This window comes from Mesorhizobium sp. M0048 (assembly GCF_040323405.1).
Taxonomy (GTDB): domain Bacteria; phylum Pseudomonadota; class Alphaproteobacteria; order Rhizobiales; family Rhizobiaceae; genus Mesorhizobium.
This window is the reverse complement of the sequence record NZ_JAMYUV010000021.1, coordinates 68347-89479: the sequence shown is the minus strand read 5'-3', so window position 1 is coordinate 89479 and position 21133 is coordinate 68347. Positions and strand designations below refer to the sequence as shown.

General features: G+C 59.8%; 14 protein-coding genes and 2 pseudogenes. 12 read left to right on the top strand and 4 right to left on the bottom strand.

The window, feature by feature from the left end:
* The 3 genes from NKJ84_RS18740 to NKJ84_RS18730 form a co-directional block, all read left to right on the top strand.
* Positions 1-858, top strand: an 858-nt coding sequence (locus NKJ84_RS18740; RefSeq protein ID WP_352507676.1) for a calcium-binding protein, incomplete at its 5' end; no start/stop codon positions are given.
* A gap of 909 nt (positions 859-1767) precedes the next feature.
* Positions 1768-3723, top strand: coding sequence for an acyltransferase family protein (locus tag NKJ84_RS18735; RefSeq protein ID WP_352507675.1), 1956 nt, complete (start codon positions 1768-1770; stop codon positions 3721-3723).
* Positions 3724-3848: 125 nt separating this feature from the next.
* Positions 3849-5741 carry a hypothetical protein gene (locus tag NKJ84_RS18730; RefSeq protein WP_352507674.1) on the top strand — a complete coding sequence of 631 codons (1893 nt, stop codon included), beginning with the start codon at positions 3849-3851 and terminating at the stop codon, positions 5739-5741.
* Between the two features lie 245 nt (positions 5742-5986).
* On the opposite strand, the gene NKJ84_RS18725 is transcribed toward NKJ84_RS18730, so the two are convergent.
* Positions 5987-7354 (bottom strand): hypothetical protein, encoded by a 1368-nt coding sequence (locus NKJ84_RS18725; RefSeq protein WP_352507673.1) that lies wholly within the window; start codon positions 7352-7354, stop codon positions 5987-5989.
* A 113-nt stretch (positions 7355-7467) separates the two neighbouring features.
* Here NKJ84_RS18725 and NKJ84_RS18720 point away from each other — a divergent pair, with 113 nt between their 5' ends.
* Both NKJ84_RS18720 and NKJ84_RS18715 read left to right on the top strand, forming a co-directional pair.
* The gene (locus NKJ84_RS18720; protein WP_352507672.1) at positions 7468-8487 is read left to right on the top strand and encodes an acyltransferase family protein; all 1020 of its coding nucleotides are present in this window, start codon (positions 7468-7470) and stop codon (positions 8485-8487) included.
* A 350-nt stretch (positions 8488-8837) separates the two neighbouring features.
* Positions 8838-9725 carry a LysR family transcriptional regulator gene (locus NKJ84_RS18715; RefSeq protein ID WP_352507670.1) on the top strand — a complete coding sequence of 296 codons (888 nt, stop codon included), beginning with the start codon at positions 8838-8840 and terminating at the stop codon, positions 9723-9725.
* Between the two features lie 28 nt (positions 9726-9753).
* Here the strand turns inward: NKJ84_RS18715 and NKJ84_RS18710 are convergent.
* Together NKJ84_RS18710 and NKJ84_RS18705 are read right to left on the bottom strand one after the other, a co-directional pair.
* A pseudogene (locus NKJ84_RS18710) lies at positions 9754-9962 on the bottom strand (DUF2274 domain-containing protein).
* Positions 9928-10635 (bottom strand): hypothetical protein, encoded by a 708-nt coding sequence (locus NKJ84_RS18705; RefSeq protein WP_352507669.1) that lies wholly within the window; start codon positions 10633-10635, stop codon positions 9928-9930. The pseudogene NKJ84_RS18710 and the gene NKJ84_RS18705 overlap by 35 nt, the downstream one beginning before the upstream one ends.
* Before the next feature lie 205 nt (positions 10636-10840).
* Between NKJ84_RS18705 and NKJ84_RS18700 the strand changes: the two genes are divergently transcribed.
* Positions 10841-11089, top strand: coding sequence for a helix-turn-helix domain-containing protein (locus tag NKJ84_RS18700; RefSeq protein ID WP_352507667.1), 249 nt, complete (start codon positions 10841-10843; stop codon positions 11087-11089).
* A 252-nt stretch (positions 11090-11341) separates the two neighbouring features.
* On the opposite strand, the pseudogene NKJ84_RS18695 reads toward NKJ84_RS18700, so the two are convergent.
* A pseudogene (locus NKJ84_RS18695) lies at positions 11342-12131 on the bottom strand (sugar phosphate isomerase/epimerase family protein); the annotation flags it as partial.
* A gap of 670 nt (positions 12132-12801) precedes the next feature.
* On the opposite strand from NKJ84_RS18695, the gene NKJ84_RS18690 reads away from it, so the two are divergent.
* From NKJ84_RS18690 to NKJ84_RS18665, 6 genes are all read left to right on the top strand, one after another.
* A complete protein-coding gene (locus tag NKJ84_RS18690) occupies positions 12802-13989 on the top strand; it encodes a magnesium transporter (protein ID WP_352507666.1) in 1188 nt (395 codons plus the stop codon).
* A gap of 137 nt (positions 13990-14126) precedes the next feature.
* A complete protein-coding gene (locus NKJ84_RS18685; protein ID WP_352507665.1) occupies positions 14127-14651 on the top strand; it encodes a SulP family inorganic anion transporter in 525 nt (174 codons plus the stop codon).
* Positions 14594-16279 carry a SulP family inorganic anion transporter gene (locus NKJ84_RS18680; RefSeq protein WP_352507664.1) on the top strand — a complete coding sequence of 562 codons (1686 nt, stop codon included), beginning with the start codon at positions 14594-14596 and terminating at the stop codon, positions 16277-16279. Before NKJ84_RS18685 ends, NKJ84_RS18680 begins: the two co-directional genes overlap by 58 nt.
* A gap of 312 nt (positions 16280-16591) precedes the next feature.
* On the top strand, positions 16592-17866 hold the full coding sequence (locus tag NKJ84_RS18675; RefSeq protein WP_352507663.1) for a tetratricopeptide repeat protein: 1275 nt from the start codon (positions 16592-16594) through the stop codon (positions 17864-17866).
* Between the two features lie 11 nt (positions 17867-17877).
* Positions 17878-18690: a FecR family protein gene (locus NKJ84_RS18670; protein ID WP_352507662.1), complete on the top strand. Its 813-nt coding sequence runs from the start codon at positions 17878-17880 to the stop codon at positions 18688-18690.
* 57 nt (positions 18691-18747) lie between these two features.
* Positions 18748-20736: a CHASE2 domain-containing protein gene (locus tag NKJ84_RS18665; protein WP_352507661.1), complete on the top strand. Its 1989-nt coding sequence runs from the start codon at positions 18748-18750 to the stop codon at positions 20734-20736.
* The last annotated feature ends 397 nt before the right edge of the window (positions 20737-21133 follow it).

Below are 21133 nucleotides of genomic sequence, written 5' to 3'. Positions count from 1 at the left end.
GCCGGCGGCCACACGATGATCGGCTATGGCGGCAATGATACCTATTATGTCGACGATGTCCGCGATAAGGAGATTGAGGCTGCGGGCGGCGGTACCGATAAAGCATTCGCCTCCGTAAGTCATGCGCTTGCGGCCGGGTCGGAGATCGAGCTTCTCGCCACCAACAGCCCGTCCGGCACGACGGCGATCAATCTGACCGGCAATGCGTTCGCCCAGACCATCCAGGGCAATGCCGGCGCCAATGTCATCAACGGCCTCGGCGGCGCCGACACGATGACCGGCTATGGTGGCAATGACGTCTACTTTGTCGACAATGCCGGAGATAAGATAAGTGAGGTGGCGGGTGGGGGTGCCGACAGGGTGCTCAGTGCAGTGAGCTATGCCCTTTCGGCCGGCTCGTCGGTAGAGCTTCTGGTCACCAGGGATCCGACCGCCACGACGGCAATCAACCTCACCGGCAACGAATTCGCCCAAACCATCCACGGCAATGCGGGCGCAAATGTCATCAATGGCGGGGCCGGAGCCGACATCTTGACCGGTAAGGGAGGCAACGACACATTCGTGTTCAACAGCGCTCTTGGGGCCGGCAATATCGACAAGGTTACCGACTTCAACAAGCTCCAGGACAAGATCCAGCTCGATGACGCCGTTTTTGCCGGGCTTAAGCTGGGAGGCCTTTCATCCGATGCTTTCTTTGCTGGCACGGCCGCGCATGACAGCTCCGACCATATCATCTACAACAGCTCAACCGGGGCGCTCTCTTTCGACAGCGACGGGGTCAGTGGCGCAGCTCAAATACAGTTCGCTACCCTCTCTCCAGGTCTGTCGCTTGCGGCAGGTTCGTTTCTTGTGATCTGAACGGAGGAGCTACGAGGAACTCAATCAAGCTCGGCTTTTGTCTCACCCGTCGAGAAACATTAGCCGGGCTGCCCGACGCTGCGCTGTGAGCACTTGAACGATTCTGTTGTTCGATAGCAACTCAGCCTAGCCTGCGATCCTGAAATCCGACTGGCAAGAGACTGTCCTTGCAGATACCACGTTGCGTTGGTTTATTGAGGCTCGCGTCGTGCTTGCTACAGCCGCAACGTCGTCGACTAGGCAATGGCAAAGTTGTCTCAAGTCAGAGCGGACCATGGCTGCGCTCGACCAAGCGATGGCCGTCCGCCGCGCTGGATCACATCACGCACAATGGCGCTCGTCGCAGGCTGGCACGACGCCGATAGGAGTTCGCGCGGCTCACGCCCGGGAGCCCGCACATCCGCTCGATCTTGCCAAGCACGCCGCTGTGCCGGCGTTCTTCTCCGACGCAGCAAGGCTTGCCGAACAAATCGAGATCGACGGTCTTCTGTCAGAGCCAAGTCTTTCGACAGCTCGCCAGACGTATCCGGCGGCGCAGGGGTTGGCTTTCCTCCCAGCAGCGCGGCTTCAGCCATGCGTCACGCAGCGCAGAAGACTACCGCCGATAGAGAGCCTTGCGCCAGAGGCCTGGTTCCCGCGACAGGTCCACAGCCGCGCCCATTGCAATGCGCTGCACCGAGGCAAACTTCAACCCGAACTGAACTGTAGCCCCGAATCCTCTTTCCTCATCAGTCCTCCTCGCGGAGAACTGTTGCCGTTTTTCGCGTCTCGGCTCAAGGGTGATCTACACCCTCTCTCGGAAATGCACTGCCATCCTAACTTGTCGTCACGAATCCAGGCTGAGGCTGGCACGTCGGCTCTCCTTCTTTTATAGACAGAGGATGAGCCACGAGGATCTTAGCATTCAATATGCACAACAGAATCGGAAGCGCGGACGCGCACCTTATTAGCTACCGCGCTGACATCGACGGACTGCGCGCCGTGGCCGTCACATCTGTCGTTGCATTTCACCTCTCGAGGTCATGGCTACCCGGAGGGTATCTGGGCGTCGACATCTTTTTTGTACTCTCAGGCTACCTGATCACGCTAATTCTGTGGCGTGAGGCAATCAAAGGGCAATTTTCAATCGTACGGTTTTATGAGCGTCGTGTCCGCAGGATCATGCCCGCCCTTCTTCTGCTACTGTTTGTTGCCACTGCGGCGGCGATCGTGCTGCTCTTGCCCGCAGACTTGATCGGGTACGGCAAGAGTGCGCTCGCCACCCTCACCTTCGTCGCCAACATCTATTTTTGGCGGGACACCAACTATTTCTCGAGAGCTGCGGAGGCGAAGCCGCTGTTGCACGTCTGGTCGTTGGGTGTCGAGGAACAGTTCTACATCATCTTTCCCCTATTGATTTGGGTATTTGCCCGCTTTTGGCCGCGCCTCACGTTTCCGGCGATCGCATCGCTCACTTTTGTTTCATTGGCATCCAATTTCCTGGCACTCCAGGTTGGCGGTGCGTCTCCTGCATTTTTCCTTCTACCGACCAGGGCCTGGGAGCTGGGGGTCGGCGCCTTGATTGCTCTTATGCCGCCTGGCCTGGCGCTTCGAGCCGCGAGTGCCGGTTCACTCGGACTGATTGGGGCGATTGCAGTTGCCATGGGCGTCTTGAGCCCCCTCGAGATGTATGGTGCCGTTCCCGTCGCATTGCCGGTGGTGATCGGGACGGCGCTTGTGATTGCCGCCGGCCAAAGTGGGCAATCGGCAGTCAGCCGGCTGTTGGCGGCAGGCCCGCTCCCCTTTATCGGCTTGATCTCCTATTCGCTCTATCTCTGGCACTGGCCATTCATCGTGTTCTCGCAATACTATCTGGTCCGCGATCTTAATCTCAAAGAAATGGCAGTTGCCGTCGCCGGCATGACGATCTGCTCCATTCTGTCATGGCGGTATGTCGAGCGCCCGTTCCGCAGCCGAACTGTCGCAGCACGGACCGTATTTCTATCTGCCGCGGCCGGCACCGCGGCGCTGGCGATTGTAGCATCGGTTCTGATCTGGTCGGATGGGCTGCCCAGCCGCATGAACGGCGAGGCCGCGGCCATCAATGCTGCCGTGGGGACGAACTATCGCTGCCCTGTCCAAAACTATCTTCGATTGGGCCAGTCTCGCGCCTGCGAGCTTAACCTCCCGTCGCGCAAACCTGCCGATGCAAAAATCGCTCTTTTGGGAAATTCGCATGCGCAAATGTATGCACCGGTCTGGGAGTCGATCTTCGCCGAGGCAGGCCTGCCTGGTTTGCTCGTCCCGGCGAACGGCTGCCTCCCGACGGTATCTGTCAACATCTCGCGCGAATGCATCCATGTAGCCGCCAGAAATCTGGCAGAGCTCGTTAGGCTGCAAAGCGTCAAGACTGTCATTCTTGGGTTGACGTGGGAACATGCCGAGAACGCTCTGGTCAACGCAGACGGCGAGATTGTCGACAATGGCAATGACCGGGCACTCGTCGCCGGACTAGATGATCTAATCGGTCGCTTGCGGAGATTTGGCAAGAAGGTGGTATTGATTGGCCCAATCGCCTATCCTGGATGGGATCTCCCTTCCGAAATGAGCCGGGATCTGGCCTTTGGCCGGCCGCTCGACAAACCGATTTATCTGCCGGCGGGCGAATTCCAGCAGCAGTTCGGGCCAATAATTCAACATTTCGAGGGGCGCCACGACATCGGCTTCGCGCGGCCAGACACTGCGCTGTGTGATGTAAGCCGATGCTATTATGTTCTGGATGGACGCTCCATGTTCGCCGACGCGAGCCACATTGCGCAAGCGGAATTGTCCCGATTCCGGTCAATCTTTAGCGAAGCGCTGGCCACTCAGCGAGGAACCAAATAGCCACGCTGTGGGCGAACCGGTGCGGTTCTTCAATTTGCGACCTGGGCCCGCCGGCTCATCCGGCAGAGACCGCCGCCGGCGCCGCCATTGCCTTCACCTCGCCGCATTTTTGATCTCTGGAAGACTTGAGCAAAAGGCGCTCACCCGGCAAGAGAGGCGCCGAGGGCGGCGCAATTGAAGAAAGGCGCGGCGTGGCTTCGGATCACATGCTTTCCACAACCCGCCGCCGTCTGCTGACAGGAGCCTGGGCACTTGGGGCCATGACGACCTTCGCTGGTCGAGCTGCTACTTCGTCCCTTGGTCAGTCGCAGCGCCGCATACCCGAGCACGCCCCGACGCAAGCGTCCGGTGGGGTTGTCGTTTTCGGAGACGAGGGCACGGACGTCACTGCTTGCGTCCGCTCGCTAGCCCAAATCGAGTCGATGGGAGGCGGAACCCTGCTGTTCCGCCGCAAAGTCTACAACTGGTCGTCGGCGGACTTGAAGGCACTTGGCCATCCAGGAATTGCAGTTCCGGCCAACTGCACCATCGACGGCAACGGATCGGTCATCAATGTCACCGGATCGGAGCAGATCTACTATGTTTTCACCGCTGTCGATGTCTGCAACGTCGCCGTCGCCGACCTGACCGTCATCGGCAACGGTGTGTCAAGCGGCTATAACAACGGCGCATTTATGAAGTTCGCACTCAGCCCAGCCGCGACCGCAGGCGTCGACAGCTTCACCATGGACACGGTCGAACTTCAAAACTTCAAGGCTCCGTGGTGGGTTGTCGTCTACAATGAAAACCCATCGAGCCTTGAAATTCAGCATATACGGATCAATGGGCTGCGAGGCATTTCGCGGCCCGGCAACTCGCTTGACCCGACATATCGTGGCACCAACGCTGCCGTTCTCAATATCAGCAGCATGGCATCTGAGCCGGCCGACGCCGCACGGGCGATCGTGCGTGACGCGATCGTGACAGGTTTTTACGCCGAAGCGACCCACATCAAGCAAGGCATCATCTTCGATAATAATGTCCATGATAGCGAAATGCGCGGCCCCGTCGTCCACAATGCCGGGCTAATTGGAGGCCATGACGACACGGGCTGCTATGCATTGCAGGTCTACGGCTTCAATAACCGCAATATCCGAATTACGGATCCTATCGTGACGTCGCCGCGTGACAATGGGATCTATGCGGTCATGGGTTCCGGCCTGGTCATCCAGAACGCAATCGTGCGTGGACAAACCAGCACCGCCGACGGAACACTGCCCAAAGCTGGTATATCCAGCAACAGCGTCCGGGAAGTTTTAATTTTGGGCGGCACCTTCAGCAATAACGTGACCGACTTGTATTTGGGGATCCCCGGCAAGGAGGCCAATGTCAATGTCGAGGGCGTGCAATGCAGCGGCGCCTCCAAAGCCGGGATCTTGCTGCAAGGCGCTCGGACCGAGGTCGGGGGCGTAACGATCACCGGGGCACGGGTCGCCGCTGGCGCGACAGCGCGGGCACTCCTTTCGCCGAACGACACCATTCACTACGTCAACGACGTCCAGATTAGCGATTGTGACTTCGCCACCACGTCTCTCACTGCTGTTGAGGTGTCTGCCTCTCCCACGCCGGCTCGGAATTGGAGTTTCCGGGACGTGACTTGCACGTCGCGGGGAACACCCTTCCAAGCCTATCAGTTCGGAGGCCGCATGACGATCGAGGGGATGCGGCTGGTCTTGCTTGGTGGTGGCACCCCGGGACACAGCGCCTTCCGCTGCTTTGGCGCCGGTGCCATGATAGTCGACGGCCTGACGATCACCGGCCAGAGGTTGGGGAACACGATGGATACCAGGAATTTCGTTGGATCTCTAACGAATATCCGTTCGGAGAACTCGAGCACCGGGCCCGTCGCCACCTCGGAAGGGACGGTCCAGCCGAAATTCCGCGGGTTTCCAGGGGCGCGCATTCAAAACCTGGCACCTAGCGCAGGCGATCACCGCGAATGGCAGTGGCTGCGTCGGCGGTGGGTCGAAGTGGAGTGACTGGTCTGCCAGTATTCTATGCTAATGGGGCGATGATTGTCTTCGTCGAGGCCAATGTCGCAGAGTCCTTCCCACGCTATTGGCGATGCGTCGAAGATATGCTGTCGCGAGACATGATATCTGCGCCCTGAGGAAACTCGATCGCGGCTCCGTTAAAGGCGAGGAGTCAATCCCTCTGTTTTGCGTTCCGACCAGCGACGATTCCCGCTCCTCGCCTTTACGAACGAGACGAATAGCTATTCCTTTTATTTGGAAACCCTGGAAGGTGTCGCGTGAAACCGATACACCGCCTCCTTTTTGAGTGTTGGCTGACGCTGCGGCACGCCGTAGGCTATCATCATGACCATAATCAGGCCACCGCCGGTGATGAGACTGGTGAAGAGTGACGAGTTCCCCAAGGACATAATGAAGGGGATGGAGACGGTCGCCGCAAACGGCAGCCGGTCGGGCGTTACGACTTTATTCGCTAGGCTGAGAACCAGGCCGAGAACGGCGCCCATGATAACCACGCCTGCCAACCCATAAGCTGCGACTCCGTCCGTGGCCCAGAAATTGGCATTAGCATTGAAGCCAGTTCCTCCAATGAGATCAGTGCCGGCGACGTATCCGAGGGGCACCTTGTAGGGATAATCGATAATTAGATTAATAATGTTCACATGCGACCAATAGGTGAATGGGTTATGTGAAAAAACATCCGCATATACTCCGGTCATTGCACCTTGAATACCGAGGGTCCTGATGTAAATTAACGCGACGGCATCCATAGCCGTGCCAACCGGTTGGTAGTCCGTAGCTATAAGAATAGCGAGCGCGGAAAATGTTAGCGCGGCAAAGCCGAATGCAAGGCGAGCCGGTGCTATATGGGCTTTGTTGTTCAGCACGAAGAAGTAGAAGCCGAACGTCACGATCAGGATCACCAGCATCATCTTTCCGGCGAAAGCCATAAAGACAACAATCTGCCCCGCAAGTCCGACCACTATCGCCCATCGTCGCGTGCGGTCGAACAATCCAACCGCTAGCAGGTAGGGATTCATCGCATTTGACAGCCATCCGGTCAGATACAGTGCGAGCGTGCTCGTCTGTGCGGAGCCAAACCGAGCGCGCTGCTCGTAGATTTCATCCATCCCAGAGAACGACATCATTCCCCTGTACGTCGCGATGTAGAACGCTATAGCGATCACATAGAATGAAAGAAAGAAAAAGAAAAACTTAGCTACCGAGATCTGACGGATAAGCGAGTAAGACTTAAAGCGAATTATTTTTGGAATATAAAGCACCAACCAAAATGACACTGCTACTGCAATAATTAGCCATGATGCGTCAAATGATGTGTATCCCTGCCTCGCCGCGATAATAATTGATGGAATAAATATCGTCAGATACAGCATCCAGCAGGCGAAATCCGAATATCTTTTAACTGAAATCGGTAACAAAAATGCAAAAGCACCTATAACACAATAAGCAATAGTGCTGTCACGTAGATTGTATACATACGGAAATCCGAGATAAAAGAAGGTAACAGACGCCCAATCTATGTAAATCTGCACAAAGATGACGACATAGAGCGCCACCCAAAGCAGGACAAACATCCGAGCGTAGCTAATATTCTCCAATTGCCTTGTCCTCGTCGAACTGATATGCGACCGATATCATTAAGCCATACCGTCACCCTAAAGGTGCGTCCATAGCTAATTCGCCTTCCCGCCCCTCATTCCTGGCGCTTGACTTGTTGCGTGCGGGCGCCGCTTTGGTCGTCATGACGGCGCATCTAAGGGGATTATCGCTGCCTGCCTACGGTGCGCTTCCGGTCTCGGACAAGGGGATGGCAACCGCCCTATTCTATGCCGTTACCCGTCCAGGGCACCCGGCGGTAATGGTCTTCTTTGTTTTGAGCGGTTTTCTCGTGGGCGGCCAAGTCCTTCGGCACGTTCGGGAGGGTCGCTTCGAGATCCTGCGCTACGTCGTCGACCGGGCGACGCGGATCTTCCTGCCTCTGTTTCCTGCTTTGCTGTTAACGGCGCTCGTCTCGGTCAGCGTCGGTTCCGTTTTCCCCATCCAGGACGTTGTTGCGCATATCTTTGCGCTAAATGGAGTCGTGACGCCCACTGTTCGTGCCAATGCGCCGCTATGGAGCCTAGCGTATGAGATTTGGTTCTATGTACTGATGGGTTGTATCGGATATGCAATTTCGCAGCGCTCTCTGCCCATCTGGTCGTTCATCGGGCTCGGCGCCACCGCTTTGGTGTTCAGCGTCCTCGAAGCTCAATATTTACTGTTTTGGATCCTCGGCGCGCTGGTGGCCGCCTACCCGCTGCGCTCATTATGGGTCGCGTATGCAGGGCTGGTGGCCTTTACAGGCGGGATTTTTGTGTCGCAGATGATCTCAGATGGCGGGCCATGGGTTGGATACCCAACGGGTCCAGCTGACGCGATCATATGCGTTGGGCTTGCCGCGCTCCTTCCGGCCCTTTGTCACGAGCGGTTCAACCGTTTCTTGGAGCCCGCTGCCCGGCCAATCCGTGGTCTGAGCGCAATGTCCTATTCGCTCTACATTTTCCACTATCCGGTGCTCGTCTACCTGAGTGTTAACTATATGCCCAGGGCCCCTGGGTTAAGTGGCGGAGGCCTCATATCGCTGATTCTAAAAGGCGTCGCCTGTTTCACGGCGTGTTGGATCTTCTATCTGCTCTTCGAGCGGCGGACAGTCGCTTTTCGGAACCGGCTGAACGGAACGGCAGCGGCGTGACATTAGCGGACCGCATTTGTGCCGAGTCTGACAGGCCACGGATACGGCAATCCAGCCCGTCGCGAGTCGCGTATGCCGATACCGGAGTTTCGGGGAGACTTCGCACAGGACAGCGGCCGCGGAAGCGTGCTCGCAAGAACGCTTCCGGCGCTGCATCGGGCAAACAGCGAAGGAACAACTCCGTGTCGCCCCTTCGAGGATCATCCTGCATCACTGTCCCTCCAGGACTGGGTGGGTACTACAGCGGCCCAATCCAAAAAAATGGAATGTCAATACTGAGATTTGGCGATAGCCCGCAGCGGCCAAAAGCGCTCAAACGCGTTTTGTCGCCAACTTGACTTTGAGCAGAGATGCGGAGCTCCATCCAACTTGCTACCCTCAATTATGCACTTGTGGTCGCGGAGGAGGGCAGCTTCCTTCGCGCCTCGCGACGTACAGGGATCGATCACTCCGCGCTCAGCCGGCGCATCCGCGATCTCGAATACGCGATGGGTACGAGGATATTTCATCGCCATGCCCGCGGCGTCGGCCCAACCCCGGCCGGCGAGCGCTTCCTGGAGCATCTGCGCTCCGTGCTGCTCGAGCTCGACAACACGCTCACCCTGGCCAGGTCCGGCACCAAACATGACCAACAAAAGCTTTCCATCGGCTCCAACGGGATCATCCTTGCCGGGCGAGCCTTGGATGCAATCATCGAGTTCGGGCAATCTCATCCCAACGTGACCGTCAGCTTGACAGAAAGTCCTTACCCTTCGCCTGAGGCTGCTCAGGGTGCCACTCAGGTCGACGTGGTCGTGACCTCCTGCTCCCGATTTACCGGCGGCGCATTCGAATTGACGCTGTGGAGAGACACTCTGGCTGTCGTTCTTGCCGCAAATCATTCTCTCGCCAGCCGTTCCGTGATCGAGTGGCACGAGTTGCAGCAGGAGACGTTGCTGGTGCGCAGGGGCGAAGCATTTCAGCTCGCCGACGCCGTTGGACGCGCCGTGCAGCTTCCTTCAATCGTCGAACATCACGTCAGTGCGGGCATCCTTTTGCGCCTTGTCGGAAACGGGCTTGGAGTCGCTCTGATTCACGACCAAGATGCCGACAGTGTTCCTCAGGATGCGGTCTGCCGCAAGCTGCGGATCGGGGGCAAACCAATCCAGATCTCCAGTCTAGCCCGTTGGCGCCCCGACAACGCCAATCCTGCCCTGCCGACCTTCATCTCTTTCCTGCGCGATCGGTATTCGTCCTGACAGTCGTCCGACCTGCATGGTCGGACAGTTAACCCGGCTTCAGAGTCTGTCGGGCCCTGGCAAACGCTCTGTCTGTCGTCATAAACCGTGTCAGCATCGGTGCTATCAGTTTTGTCCGGTCTCGCCGCCGAGCAATTCAGCATAGGGGACGACATCGCGATGAGCGGCGCTTGGCAGTTCGACCGTGATCTTGACCGGACGGTCATCGGGAATGGCGGAGAGCTTCAGCTTGCTCATGATGGGTCCCTTGACGCCGTACTCGGTGAGCACCAAAGCCTTCGGCGATGCGCACCAGATCGCTGAGCGCTGAGCGGATTTGCGGCCAAGGAAACTCAGAGCATTCCTCCCAGGCTTCGCCCTCGCGCAACACCGCATCGAGCTTGCCCGCCACGCCGGCGAGAGTCGTAGCTGGGGTGATTGAGAAGGCGTCCAGGAGATCCTTCGTTCGCTCGCCAGCTTCGCCTTCGGCTCTGAGCGCGGCAATGTAACCGGACTTCTCGGCAGCCGCTTCCCAGCGTGCTTGATGCTCAGCAAACTCAGTTTCGGCCTTCTCTCGAAGAGCGGCGGTATCCGGCCCATTGCCGAGTACATGTTTCACTGCCTCGATCGAGTAGAGTGTTAATTTCTCGCCACCGGGCAGGCGGACGTCTACACAAGGAAAACCGACACATTCGGCAAGCCTGGTCTCCAGGCGCTGCTGCCTGCGGCAAAGCCGATCGGTCAACTTGCGGGCTGTCTGCCATTCCCGCCGAAGCGCCAGCGCTGGGTCAGAAGGCACATTGGCCCTCCCGGCGTCGCCTGCAGACGCGTTACCGTTAACCGTCCACGCGGTGGTAGCCGCCACTGTTCCTGCAAGCACTCGCCTGCGGGTGACGAATGGCAGACTCATGCTATTGTCGGAATCAGTCATGATCCGAGCTCCTCAGAAGCTTAGGTTGTGGTCAGGCCGGGTAAGGTGTTGCACCACCTTATTCGGCCGTTTCACACGGGCTCGTTTGCCACCGGTCGAGTGTTGTCCGGGGCTGAGCGAGCGCAGGGTCCACTCTACGGTTTTAAACGAAACCGGCGGCACAATCAAGACTTTTGGTATCAAATGATGCGTCAGGCATAAAATAATGATAACGAGTGAGCAGTTGCGAGCAGCCCGCGCACTTTTGCAATGGGATCAAAAGATCCTCGCCGCGAAGTCAAAAGTGTCAGTCGCGACCATTAAGCGGCTTGAGCCACCCGCTGGCATGTTGAAGGCCAACCAAGTGACGATCGAAGCTCTGAAGCGCGCATTGGAGGCCGGCGGCGTCGAATTCATTCCCGAAAATGGCGGCGGGCCTGGCGTTCGGCTGGCACGCCCTCTGGAAAGCAAATGAATTTCAGCAAACGGGTGGTAAAGGCTTCATCCATGTAGGGCCTAGGTGTTTCGATGCTCGCTGACCTAACGGGCGGTTGACTGGCCCCTGCCCGCACTCGACAGCTAAGGATTGGCCAAGTCAAATTCTGCCGTAGTATCGTAGACCGGCATCTTCGTACAATCTCATTGAAAAACAGCATCGAAACACACGCTCGGCCCATCTCTTAATAGGGAGCGGCTCGCTGCCTACGAGTTCGGCACCTCTGACCGGTCCGATTTCCATGATGAGGGCGGTCCCAGACAAGAAGACCAGCTGCTGCAAGCCGAGGGGTAAGTGCAGGTCGCCTAGCGCTGCATCCTCCTGCGGCAGGTAGCTTCGATCGAGACCCTGTGGGCGACCGAAGGAATCATGGACATGAAGGGGCCCCGCGACCGGCGCCATAGCCCGCAGTTGCTCGCGAAAATTCAGGCCGCGATGGGCCGATCTGGATCCGATATAGGCGTGACTGAAATCGATGAGCGCCACCAGGTTCGGATGGTCGACCGTGTTCACCGTCTGCGCCACCTCGGCCGGGCTCTGCCGGCACTGACCCGGTTCCATGGCGAAGAGATCTCGAAGGCGATGCGCACACCATAGGGCTTGCAGAATTCGGCGACTTCGAACAGGGCTTCGCATTCGAGTTCCTCGAAACCGGGACCATCGAGAAGCTGGTCGGCACGAAAATGCCCGCTATGCTGGACAAGCACGCGCGCATCGATCCGTTTGCAGAGTTAGACCAAGGCCTTGGCTGGATCGATTGGTCATGGCAGACCGCCGGGTCCATGAGGCTCGATGAGACGACGCCGTGAACCGTTTAGCGGAAATCGGACTGCCTCGTCAGGGCGACAAGCCTCTCGGCTCTCTCCGGGATGGCGCGGCCACCCGCTATGAGATCGAGGGTCGTCAGTCCCAGTTCGACGGCTTCCACGCCCGTCAGGCAAAGCTGCGAAAGTCCGCCGCAAGGCTCCAACCCGCCATTGGCGGAGATTGAGTTAAAACCTGTGGCGATGATGTTGCCCATATGTGCATCCCCCGATGACGGCGGCCAGGAATCCCAGGCCGGTCCGGATCACTGCTAGGTGAGATGGCAATGCTGAACCGATCCCACTCTCGAAACGGGTCTTCGTTCGCCCCCCAGGTGCGGCCGAGCGGTCTGCCGCTGTGATCAGTGGGCCACCACTAACTCGGATCGGACCGCAACGACCTCGCGTCTCACAAAGCAGGCTGCCTGCCCCGGACCTGCGAGCTCTGAAGAGCACCTCTAGTTCCGGACAGATTTCATACAGAGACACCCATTCTGAGACTGAACGATTACGGAATCAAGCAAATCACCCTGTCATCCTGGCGAACTCATCGGCCTCCTGAGCTGGTGAGCTGGCAAGATGCGCCGCATAAGGCAAATCAATTCGAACGCCGTAGGCCTGCAGAATTTTTCATTGGTGCGGCTTACCCGCAAAGACCAGGAAAGACCGGTGAAGTTCGCAACACGTTGAATTCTCGGCGACACGCAGAGGTTACAGCCCGCCTGTATGCACCCCCGCAATGGCTCGGATTTGTCTGGGCACGGTCTACTCGGCGCCTGGGAAGGCGAAGATGCCCGGATCGAGGCGCTTGGGCCACTGCGCGCCAGACAGAGCGGTCCGATCCGTGTCATACCGTCAGAGGCAAGACACTAGCGATTGGGGGAGCAGATGAAGAAAGAGAACGACGTTGAGAAGCTGGTGCGCACGCTGCGTGCTCGAGCACCTGATGACGCGGCGGAATTGCTGGCCCGAGAGTCTCCCGAGTTTATCCGGGACACACTAAAGTTGTTGCCGGACGGGCACGCCCGTAAGGTGGCGGAGCATTTGCCACCGCATATGCGGCCTATCAAGCCTCATGGCGATGGCAAGGGCCTCGCGATCCCCGAGTCACTCGTCGAGCTGATGGACCCGATTCCCGCCAGCGTTCCTGTCGGGACGACGGTAGCCGCCGCAGTGGAGGCCGTCAGACGCGCTCAGGTGCCGACCGAGCTGACTTATCTCTACGTCACGGACGAGGGCGATAAACTGGTTGGTCTCGTGGTCCTGCGCGATCTGATGCTGAGCGAAGCGGACACCACGGTAGATCAGATCATGCTGCCAAAACCGTTCGCCCTCCCCGTCGATCTGTCCTTGAGCGGCGCCTGCAAGGCTGCGGTACGCCGCCACTACCCTGTCTATCCGGTGGTGGACGCGGAGGACCGGCTGCTGGGGCAGGTCCGCGGCTGGCGCTTGTTCGAGCAGCAAATCATCGAGATTTCCGCCCAGTCTGGCCAGATGGTGGGCGTCCAGAAGGAGGAGCGTTCTTTTACGCCGCTGTTTTCAGCCTTCCTGAAGCGTCATCCTTGGCTACAGCTCAACCTGCTGACGGCGTTCATGGCTGCTTTCGTGGTCAGCTCGTTCACAGGCACAATCGAGAAGATCGTCGCCCTGGCGGCATTCCTCCCGGTCTTGGCCGGGCAAAGCGGAAACACCGGCTGCCAGGCATTGGCTATGACGCTGCGTGGCCTTGCCCTGGGCGATGTGGATAAGCGACCGAAACTGCACCTAGTGATGAGGGAGGGCGCGCTCGGGATCGCTAACGGCGTGCTCGTCGGTCTTGTGGCGGCTGCGGCCATGTGGTTCTACGCCTCGCGCCAACCGGAGTCGGCAGCCCAGGCGCCCATGCTGGCACTTGTCATCCTGCTCGCCATGTCCGGATCGTGCCTCATGTCCGGAATCTCCGGCGTGCTGATCCCATTGGGCCTGCGGCGGGTCGGCGCCGATCCGGCCGTAGCTTCAGCGATCTTTCTTACCACCGTCACCGATATCGTAGGCATGGGCCTGATGCTGGGGCTCGCCACCATGCTCGTGCTGTAGTTTTGGCATGTCCGCCGATGCGCGTCCTGTCCTGTAGGGGCATCGGCGGAATCACCACCGTGGGATTTTTGGGGCTTTGAACCGCCGTGACTGAGCAGGTTGCGATACAGAGGGATTTTGCGCGTTTAAGCGCAGGGATGGGCTTTCTGGCTCAGGAACTCACCGCGGGCGTGACGACCGCAGGAGTAGCATTGCCGATGTGCGTCTCCTCCGGCGTCCTTGCCCTATCGCCGCTCGGCGCGGATCGAGTGGCGGAAGGCGCGCTTGCCGGCGTCATCGCTGCCATTGTCGGCGGCGTTGTCGCGTCCGCATTTCAACGGTCGTTCTTCGTGACGACCATGCCCAGCAACTCGCTGATCCAGGCCAGCCTGCTGGGATCCCTGCTTGTCGCTCTCGACGGCAACACGACCCAAGCGCTGCTTGCCTTCGTCGGCTGCGTGATGCTGACCGGCCTGTGGATGATCCTCATCGGCGCAACCGGTCTCGCCCGGATCGTCAAGCTTGCCCCCCATCCGGTTGTCGCCGGGTTCGTCTCGGGCGTCGGCATCCTGGTCATCAAGAGCCAGACGCCGATGCTCTCGCGGTCTCCTCCTGGAGCGGCATCGTGGCGGCGGATTTCAGCCTGGCGACGATCACAAGACTACCCTTCGGTCTTGCGCTGATCGCGGCCATGGCGATGATCACGCGGCATGCGCCCAAAGTTCCGGCGCTGCTTGCCGGCCTGATCATCGGCTATGTGATCTACCACGCAGCCCGCCTGTGGGCGCCCGACATTGAGCTCGGCCTCGTTATCGGCTCGATCGATATCGAGGGCTGGGCACCGGTAAGCATGATCGAGGCTGCCTCAACGCTCCGGCTGGGGCTGAAACATATCTGGTGGACCCTGATTGCCGGCTCGTTGACCCTGGCGATCGTGGGAACGCTCGACACCGTCTTTACCCTGCGCACTGCGCGCAATCTGGCCGACGTTCAGGTCGGCCAGGACCGCGCCCTCGTCGGGCTGGGAATCGCCAATCTTGCCTCTCCCCTCATGGGCGGGCTGTTCGTATCCACGTCGGCCGCGCTGACCGCCGCCAACTACCGTGCCGGCGGGCGCATGCGCACGTCGACGTTTGCGAGCCGGGCGGTGCTGCTCGCTGCCATCCTTGCCTTCCCGGATCTGATCTTCTCAATGCCGCTGGTTGTGCTGTCCGCCATTCTGGTCTTCGTCGGCATCAATACCATCGACCGTTGGGCGCTGCGGACGGCGCGGCAAGCACTTCTCGGCACCAGCGCGGCGGGCCGAACCCAGGCACGGCGAAATATTGCCGTGGTCGCCGCTGTGGCGCTCGCCACGGTCCTTGGCCAACCCGTTGTCGGCGCCGTGGTCGGCGTGGCGCTGGCCTGCATCGTCTTCATGATCGAAATGAGCCGGCCTGTGGTGCGGCGCAAGGAGATCGTCGGCAAGACGCGCTCCAGGCGCATCCGCTCCACTGCTCAGACCGAATTGCTGGCGATTCACGAGCGGGAGCTGGCAGTCCTCGAGCTGCAGGGGGTGCTCTTCTTTGGCAATGCCGATGAGCTCGCGGAGGAAATTGACCGGCTGCCCAGCGTGGTGCGGGTGATCATTCTCGATTTCCGCGCCGTCAGCGACGTCGACGCCTCCGGCGCGTTGACCTTGCAGCAGATCTCCGCTCGCTGCGCCCGGCGCGGTCAGCGATTGTTCTTCAGTGATCTCAGGGATGCCGAGGCCCTGGAGGAGTTTACGTCACAAAGCGATAAGCCCAACATCTACCCCGATCTCGAGGCGGCGCTGGAGCGCTTCGAAGAGGAAATCGTCGAGCGCACGGACAGTGCTGCCCGCTCGGTGATAGAGGTGCCGCTCGAGCGCACCGATTTCGGCGTGACCATGGCGCCGGAAGATCTGAAAGTGCTGATGAGCTATCTCGACCACGTCGAGGTCCCCAGAGGCACCGTGCTGTGCCGCGCTGGCGATCAGGCCGACCGACTGTGGATGCTGACGCGCGGCTGTATCAGCGTCTGGGTGGATGCGCTTGGCGGACGCCGCCGGCTGGCGAGCATCGGGGCTGGATGCACTGTGGGCGAAATGGGCTTCTTGACCGAGCGACCGCGCTCGACCGACGTGATCGCGGACGAGAACGTAGTTGCCTATGAGCTGACCTCGTCGGCCGCCAACAAGATATTAAAGGCCAAGCCGCATATCGCGCAAGCCGTGTTGAGAAGCATTGCCCGCCAGCTCTCCGATCGCCTCCGCAATGCGACGGAAGACCTTCGGATGAGCCATATGTGACATCGATGGGTCAGGCAGCGACCAAATACGTGCAGAATCACGCGAACTATATTGATCTTGAATCAAGCCAGATTCTTTATCGTGCGATGAGTTTTGTTAGTTTCTATCGCGACCGAATATTTCCACCAATACAGCAACGCCGAGAAGATGTTTTGGCAACCAGCGCAGCCGAAATACGAATGAACCCGATAGTTTGTTGCGCGGCTGCAACAGCTGTTGAAAACTCGGACGATTTCGTCAAAGTTCAGTCGCCTTTTTTCTTGTGGTCGTGCTAAGTCCTTCGCACTGGTCGGGTTTGGGGTGGTTCTCGGCATGCAATCTTCGTTTCGAACAATCGTCGGCTGCGCCGGGGCGCTGCTTTGTAGCGGCGCGTTGCCGGCCGGCGCGCAGGGTCTTTTTTCGGCCTATGACGATGCTTTTTCAGCCCGCATCGCCAGTCCGTCGGACAACGGAACGCTCGCACAGTTCGTCACGGTTGCCGTCAACGCAGGGCAATACGACCAGGCGATCTCCTCGATCGAGCAGTATCTGATCAAATATCCCCGCGATGCGCGCGCCCGGCTGGCGGCCAGCCGGTTGTACTATCACGTCGGCTCCTATGAATTGGCCCGGCGGCAGGTGCAGTACGGCATCGAAGTCGGCGGTCTGAGCGCAAGTGAGCAGCAGGAAGCCGTTCGCCTGCTCGCCCGCATCGAGCGCGCGTTGCGTGGCGTCACCTGGGAACTCGCCCTGACCGGCGGCGTGTTCAGCGCATTCACCGATTTTGAGCCGGGTGGGGCGCAGGACGACGACAGCTTCGTCTCGCCCTATGGGCGGGCGGAAGGCTTTGTGCGATGGGACCTCGGCACGCCAAGTGCCGACGCCCTCGTCCTTTCAGGGTCGTTGACGGCGACACAGCGCTTTTTCACGGAAGACCTGTCGGTTCCGGGTAGCGAGAAGACCTTCATCCACGGCAACGCCGCTATCACCTGGGACAAGGGACTACCCAACAGTGGGATCGATTCGCTGCGCCTGCTACTTTCGGCGTTTACCGTTACAGATCGTTTCGACAGCGACATCCAAGAAACCGGCATCGGCCTCAGTGGACGCTTTCTTGTGCGCCCGACCGTCGAGACGACGCTTTTTGCAGGCGGCGGCTACATCGATCTAAGCGCCTCGCAAGGCATTTTCGCCGATAGCAGGGTTTTCTATGAGGCAGGCGGCAGCTACCGCTTCCGCAATGGCCAGGCGCTCGGACTGCGCTTTGTCGGCTCGAATGACTTCGCCTCCGGATCTGGCGAGATCGGACACAGCTACACGGGCGAGATCCGCTATGGCGGCCTGTTGATGACCGTACCGGATCTCTTCGCATGGTCGCACCAGGTCGCGTTCTCGGCCGGCCACAGCAACACTCCCGATCTGTCCGTTGGCATCGGCACAAATATCAAGAGCGACTTCTGGCGCATTGCCTCGGAAAGCGATTTTCAGCTGACGGAGGCGCAGAAGATCAGCGTCGATCTCGCCTATCGCGAAACCAACTTCGACATCGCCAACCGCGACCGAAAATCGTTCGAAATGCTCATGAGCTACACGTTGACGCTCAATTGAAAGAGGCCGCGATGAGGACCCCGTACCGTCAGATCGCCATTTTTGTCGCCTGCCTTGCCTTCGCGGCACCATCCGCCGCTGAAACGATCGGGTCGATGACGGCCTACCAGACCAACATCGTCCGCAACAACGGCGGGACAATGAACGTCGGTGCCGGCGTCGAACTCGGCGATCAGTTGCGCAGCGATCCCACTGGTCTGGGAATGCTGGTGTTCCGGGACGAATCGAGCGCCAAGATTGGTCCGAACACCAGCCTGACGATCGATGAATTCGTCTACAATCCGGGCTCCGGATCTGGAAAAATCGACATCGGGATGAACAGCGGCCTGGCCCGTTTTTATGGCGGCCAGGTTTCGAAAGGCGGCGTCATGCAGGTTGCGACGCCGCATATGGTGCTCGGGGCCAGAGGCGGCATCATCGAAGTGCTGGTGGCAGCCGGCCAGACCGTCGGCATACTGCGCGCCGGCCGCATGACCTGCACGATCAATGGCAAACGGCTGGTCATCACAAACCCGGGCTACGCCTGCACATCGGACGATGGCAAGCTGCTGACCGGCTACGGCGGCATCGACACCTTCCCGATATTGGACAGCATCGACCGGATAGCCGGCACCGGCCTGCCAGGGGCACCAGGTCCGGGATTGGACGTAAGCGCGATTTGTGCGTCGGCACTCGGCGGTTCGCTCAAAGTCTGCGAGTCCACCGACGGCGCATTGCCGGGAGTGGTCATGGAGTTCCCCGACAGCCTAACGCCACCTGTGGGCGGCGGCGTGGATAACGGTGGGTGTGAGGGTGAGGGTTGCTGCTATCCAGACTGCAGGTAGACCCGCCCGACCAGCATGAGCCCCTTGTTCGATTGGCGGCAAGCTGCCAGGCGCAAAATGTCCGGTCTTGCGGTCGTGCTCTTGCTGGTCGCTTGCCATTTGGCTTTCGATGGGCCGCTGTCGCGCCTCCGCGAACGCACCTACGACTTCTACCAGTTTCTCGCCCCACGCCAGGCGACGAGCAATCCCGTCGTGATCGTCTCGATAGACGATGCCAGCCTCAAGGCACATGGGCGATGGCCTTGGAACCGTGGCCTGTTGGCCGATCTGGTCGATGGCATCACCGCATCCGGCGCCGCGGTGATCGGGCTTGCGCTGGTGCTGCCCGAGGCCGACACCTCGCCTGAGGGCATCGCCGGAGACAAGCGCCTTGCAACGGCACTGGCGAAAACCCGAACGGCGCTTGCCGTCAGCCTGGGTAACGAGGCGACGGTTTCAGAAGCAGAGCCCAAGGCCGGCTGGTCGATCGTCGGGCAAGTACCCGACACACTTCCCGGCTTCACCGGCCTGACCGGCTCGCTTGCCCAATTCTCGAACGCCGCCGCGGGCCTCGGCGTCATTCGCACCTTGCCCGATCCCGACGGCGTACTGCGCCATGTGCCGCTGCTGTGGCTTCGCAATACCGCTCAAGGCGTGCAGCTGTGGCCGTCCTTCGCACTCGAGCTCCTGCGCCTTTATGCCGGGCAGGACGGCTACATAGCCCGCCTGAATGCCGCCGGGTTCGATGCACTCAGGATGGCCGGCGCCATCGTGCCGCTCGAGCCGGAGGGGAGCATCCGCCTCTGGGAAACCAGCACCGATACGCCACGCATATCTGCCATCACTATCCTTTCGGGCGACAGTGATCAGCGGCTGCGGGATGCCATTGTCATCGTCGATCTGTCGGCCGTGGGACTGACGCAGTACCTGCCCACCCCGACACGTCCAGCGCGACCAGGCGCGGACATCCACGCCGATGCAATCGGCCAGTTGCTTGCCGGGCGCTACCTGGCAGAGCCGACGCACGCGCGCACGGTGGAGCGGCTCTGGTTTGTCCTCACTGCCCTCATGTTCATCGGGCTTTCCGGAGTGCTCGCCGAGCGTGTCGTGCTTGGTGCCCTGGCTCTCGCGCTGCTGGCCGTCACGCCCTTCGTGTTCGGCGCTCTCGAATACAACATGCAGGGTGCACTCTATGACCCCCTGCAGCCGGCGCTTGCGACGATCCTGGTAGCCGGCTTCGAAGGCTATGTCCTCTACAGGCGCAGCGAGCAGCGCCGGTCCACCCTGGCACGGCAGTTCTCCCAGTATCTGTCGCCTTCCGTGGTGCAGCGCCTCGCAAGCTCGGACACCGAAGCCATCCTGTCCGGCGAGAAGCGCGAGATCACAATCTTGCTCAGCGACATACGCGGCTTCACGACGATGAGCGAACAACTCGATACCCAGGAAATTGCAAAGTTGGTCAACCACTTCCTCGGCATTGCGACCGATGAGATCCTCAAGCGCGACGGCACCATCGACAAATTCATGGGCGACGCGGTGCTCGCCTTCTGGAACGCGCCGCTTGATCAGCCGGACCATCGCGAGCGCGCGCTCGCAGCGGGGCTAGCCCTGATAGAACGGGTGAAGCGTGAAGACGCCGCTTTCACCGCCGAGGGCCACCCCTCTATCGCAATCGGCGTCGCCATCGAGACCGGCATCTGCTCGGTTGGCAATTTCGGCTCCGAACGGCGCTTCGATTACACCGCGATCGGCTCGCCCGTGAACCGCACGGCACGGCTCGAATCGACGACCAAGAAGCTGCGCATCCCCCTGGTGCTTGGTCCCGGCTTTGCGAAGGGAGCATCGATGCCAGTTGTCCAGGCGGGCGCCTTTGAGCTCCAGGGTTTCAAGGGCGAGGTACCGGTTTTCACCGTTCCGGAGATGCAAGCTGCTCACCAAGGTATGAGCCGCGAAGTAGAGAGCCAACGTGGTGAGCAATCTGGCGCCCCTGCCGTGGTGGTTGGTTCGCCGCCATCCGTGCAAATGGCACCGCCTGATCTTGCACCCCGAACCCGAAGCACACGCTGACCGGATCCAGCGGATCGCAGGGGTGCCGACCTGCTTTGTGAACTAATACTGCTGGGGAGGCCTAGGTGTCATCAAACGGCCCTTTAATTGCGGGTGGCTGTCAATTCGGATCAGCGCGACAGCCGATGAGACGCGGATAGACGGCGAAGGGATCGGTCGAGGTAACCCGGCAATGATTGTCGAGGCCGCGGAATTTTCGAGCGAGAAGATAGGCCGTGTTATCCAGTTCACCACGAATGGCAGCACGGCTTCGTTGAGTTCGCCGGCGCCATCATGTGGAGGCAGCGCGTGGTTCAGATTGTTTATCCTCGCCGCCGGATCGGTCGCCGCGGATGTTGGGATGCGCATGCGTCGGCGCACGTAGCGTCGATACGCCTTGGGCATGCGGGCGTTGACA

Excerpts from the sequence above, each read along its gene's own strand:
- NKJ84_RS18675 (WP_352507663.1), top strand. The coding sequence starts at position 16,592 with ATGCAATCTTCGTTTCGAACAATCGTCGGCTGCGCCGGGGCGCTGCTT.
- NKJ84_RS18700 (WP_352507667.1), top strand. The coding sequence starts at position 10,841 with ATGATAACGAGTGAGCAGTTGCGAGCAGCCCGCGCACTTTTGCAATGG.
- NKJ84_RS18665 (WP_352507661.1), top strand. The coding sequence starts at position 18,748 with ATGTCCGGTCTTGCGGTCGTGCTCTTGCTGGTCGCTTGCCATTTGGCT.
- NKJ84_RS18705 (WP_352507669.1), bottom strand. The coding sequence starts at position 10,635 with ATGACTGATTCCGACAATAGCATGAGTCTGCCATTCGTCACCCGCAGG.
- NKJ84_RS18670 (WP_352507662.1), top strand. The coding sequence starts at position 17,878 with ATGAGGACCCCGTACCGTCAGATCGCCATTTTTGTCGCCTGCCTTGCC.
- NKJ84_RS18715 (WP_352507670.1), top strand. The coding sequence starts at position 8,838 with ATGCGGAGCTCCATCCAACTTGCTACCCTCAATTATGCACTTGTGGTC.
- NKJ84_RS18690 (WP_352507666.1), top strand. The coding sequence starts at position 12,802 with ATGAAGAAAGAGAACGACGTTGAGAAGCTGGTGCGCACGCTGCGTGCT.
- NKJ84_RS18735 (WP_352507675.1), top strand. The coding sequence starts at position 1,768 with ATGCACAACAGAATCGGAAGCGCGGACGCGCACCTTATTAGCTACCGC.
- NKJ84_RS18685 (WP_352507665.1), top strand. The coding sequence starts at position 14,127 with ATGGGCTTTCTGGCTCAGGAACTCACCGCGGGCGTGACGACCGCAGGA.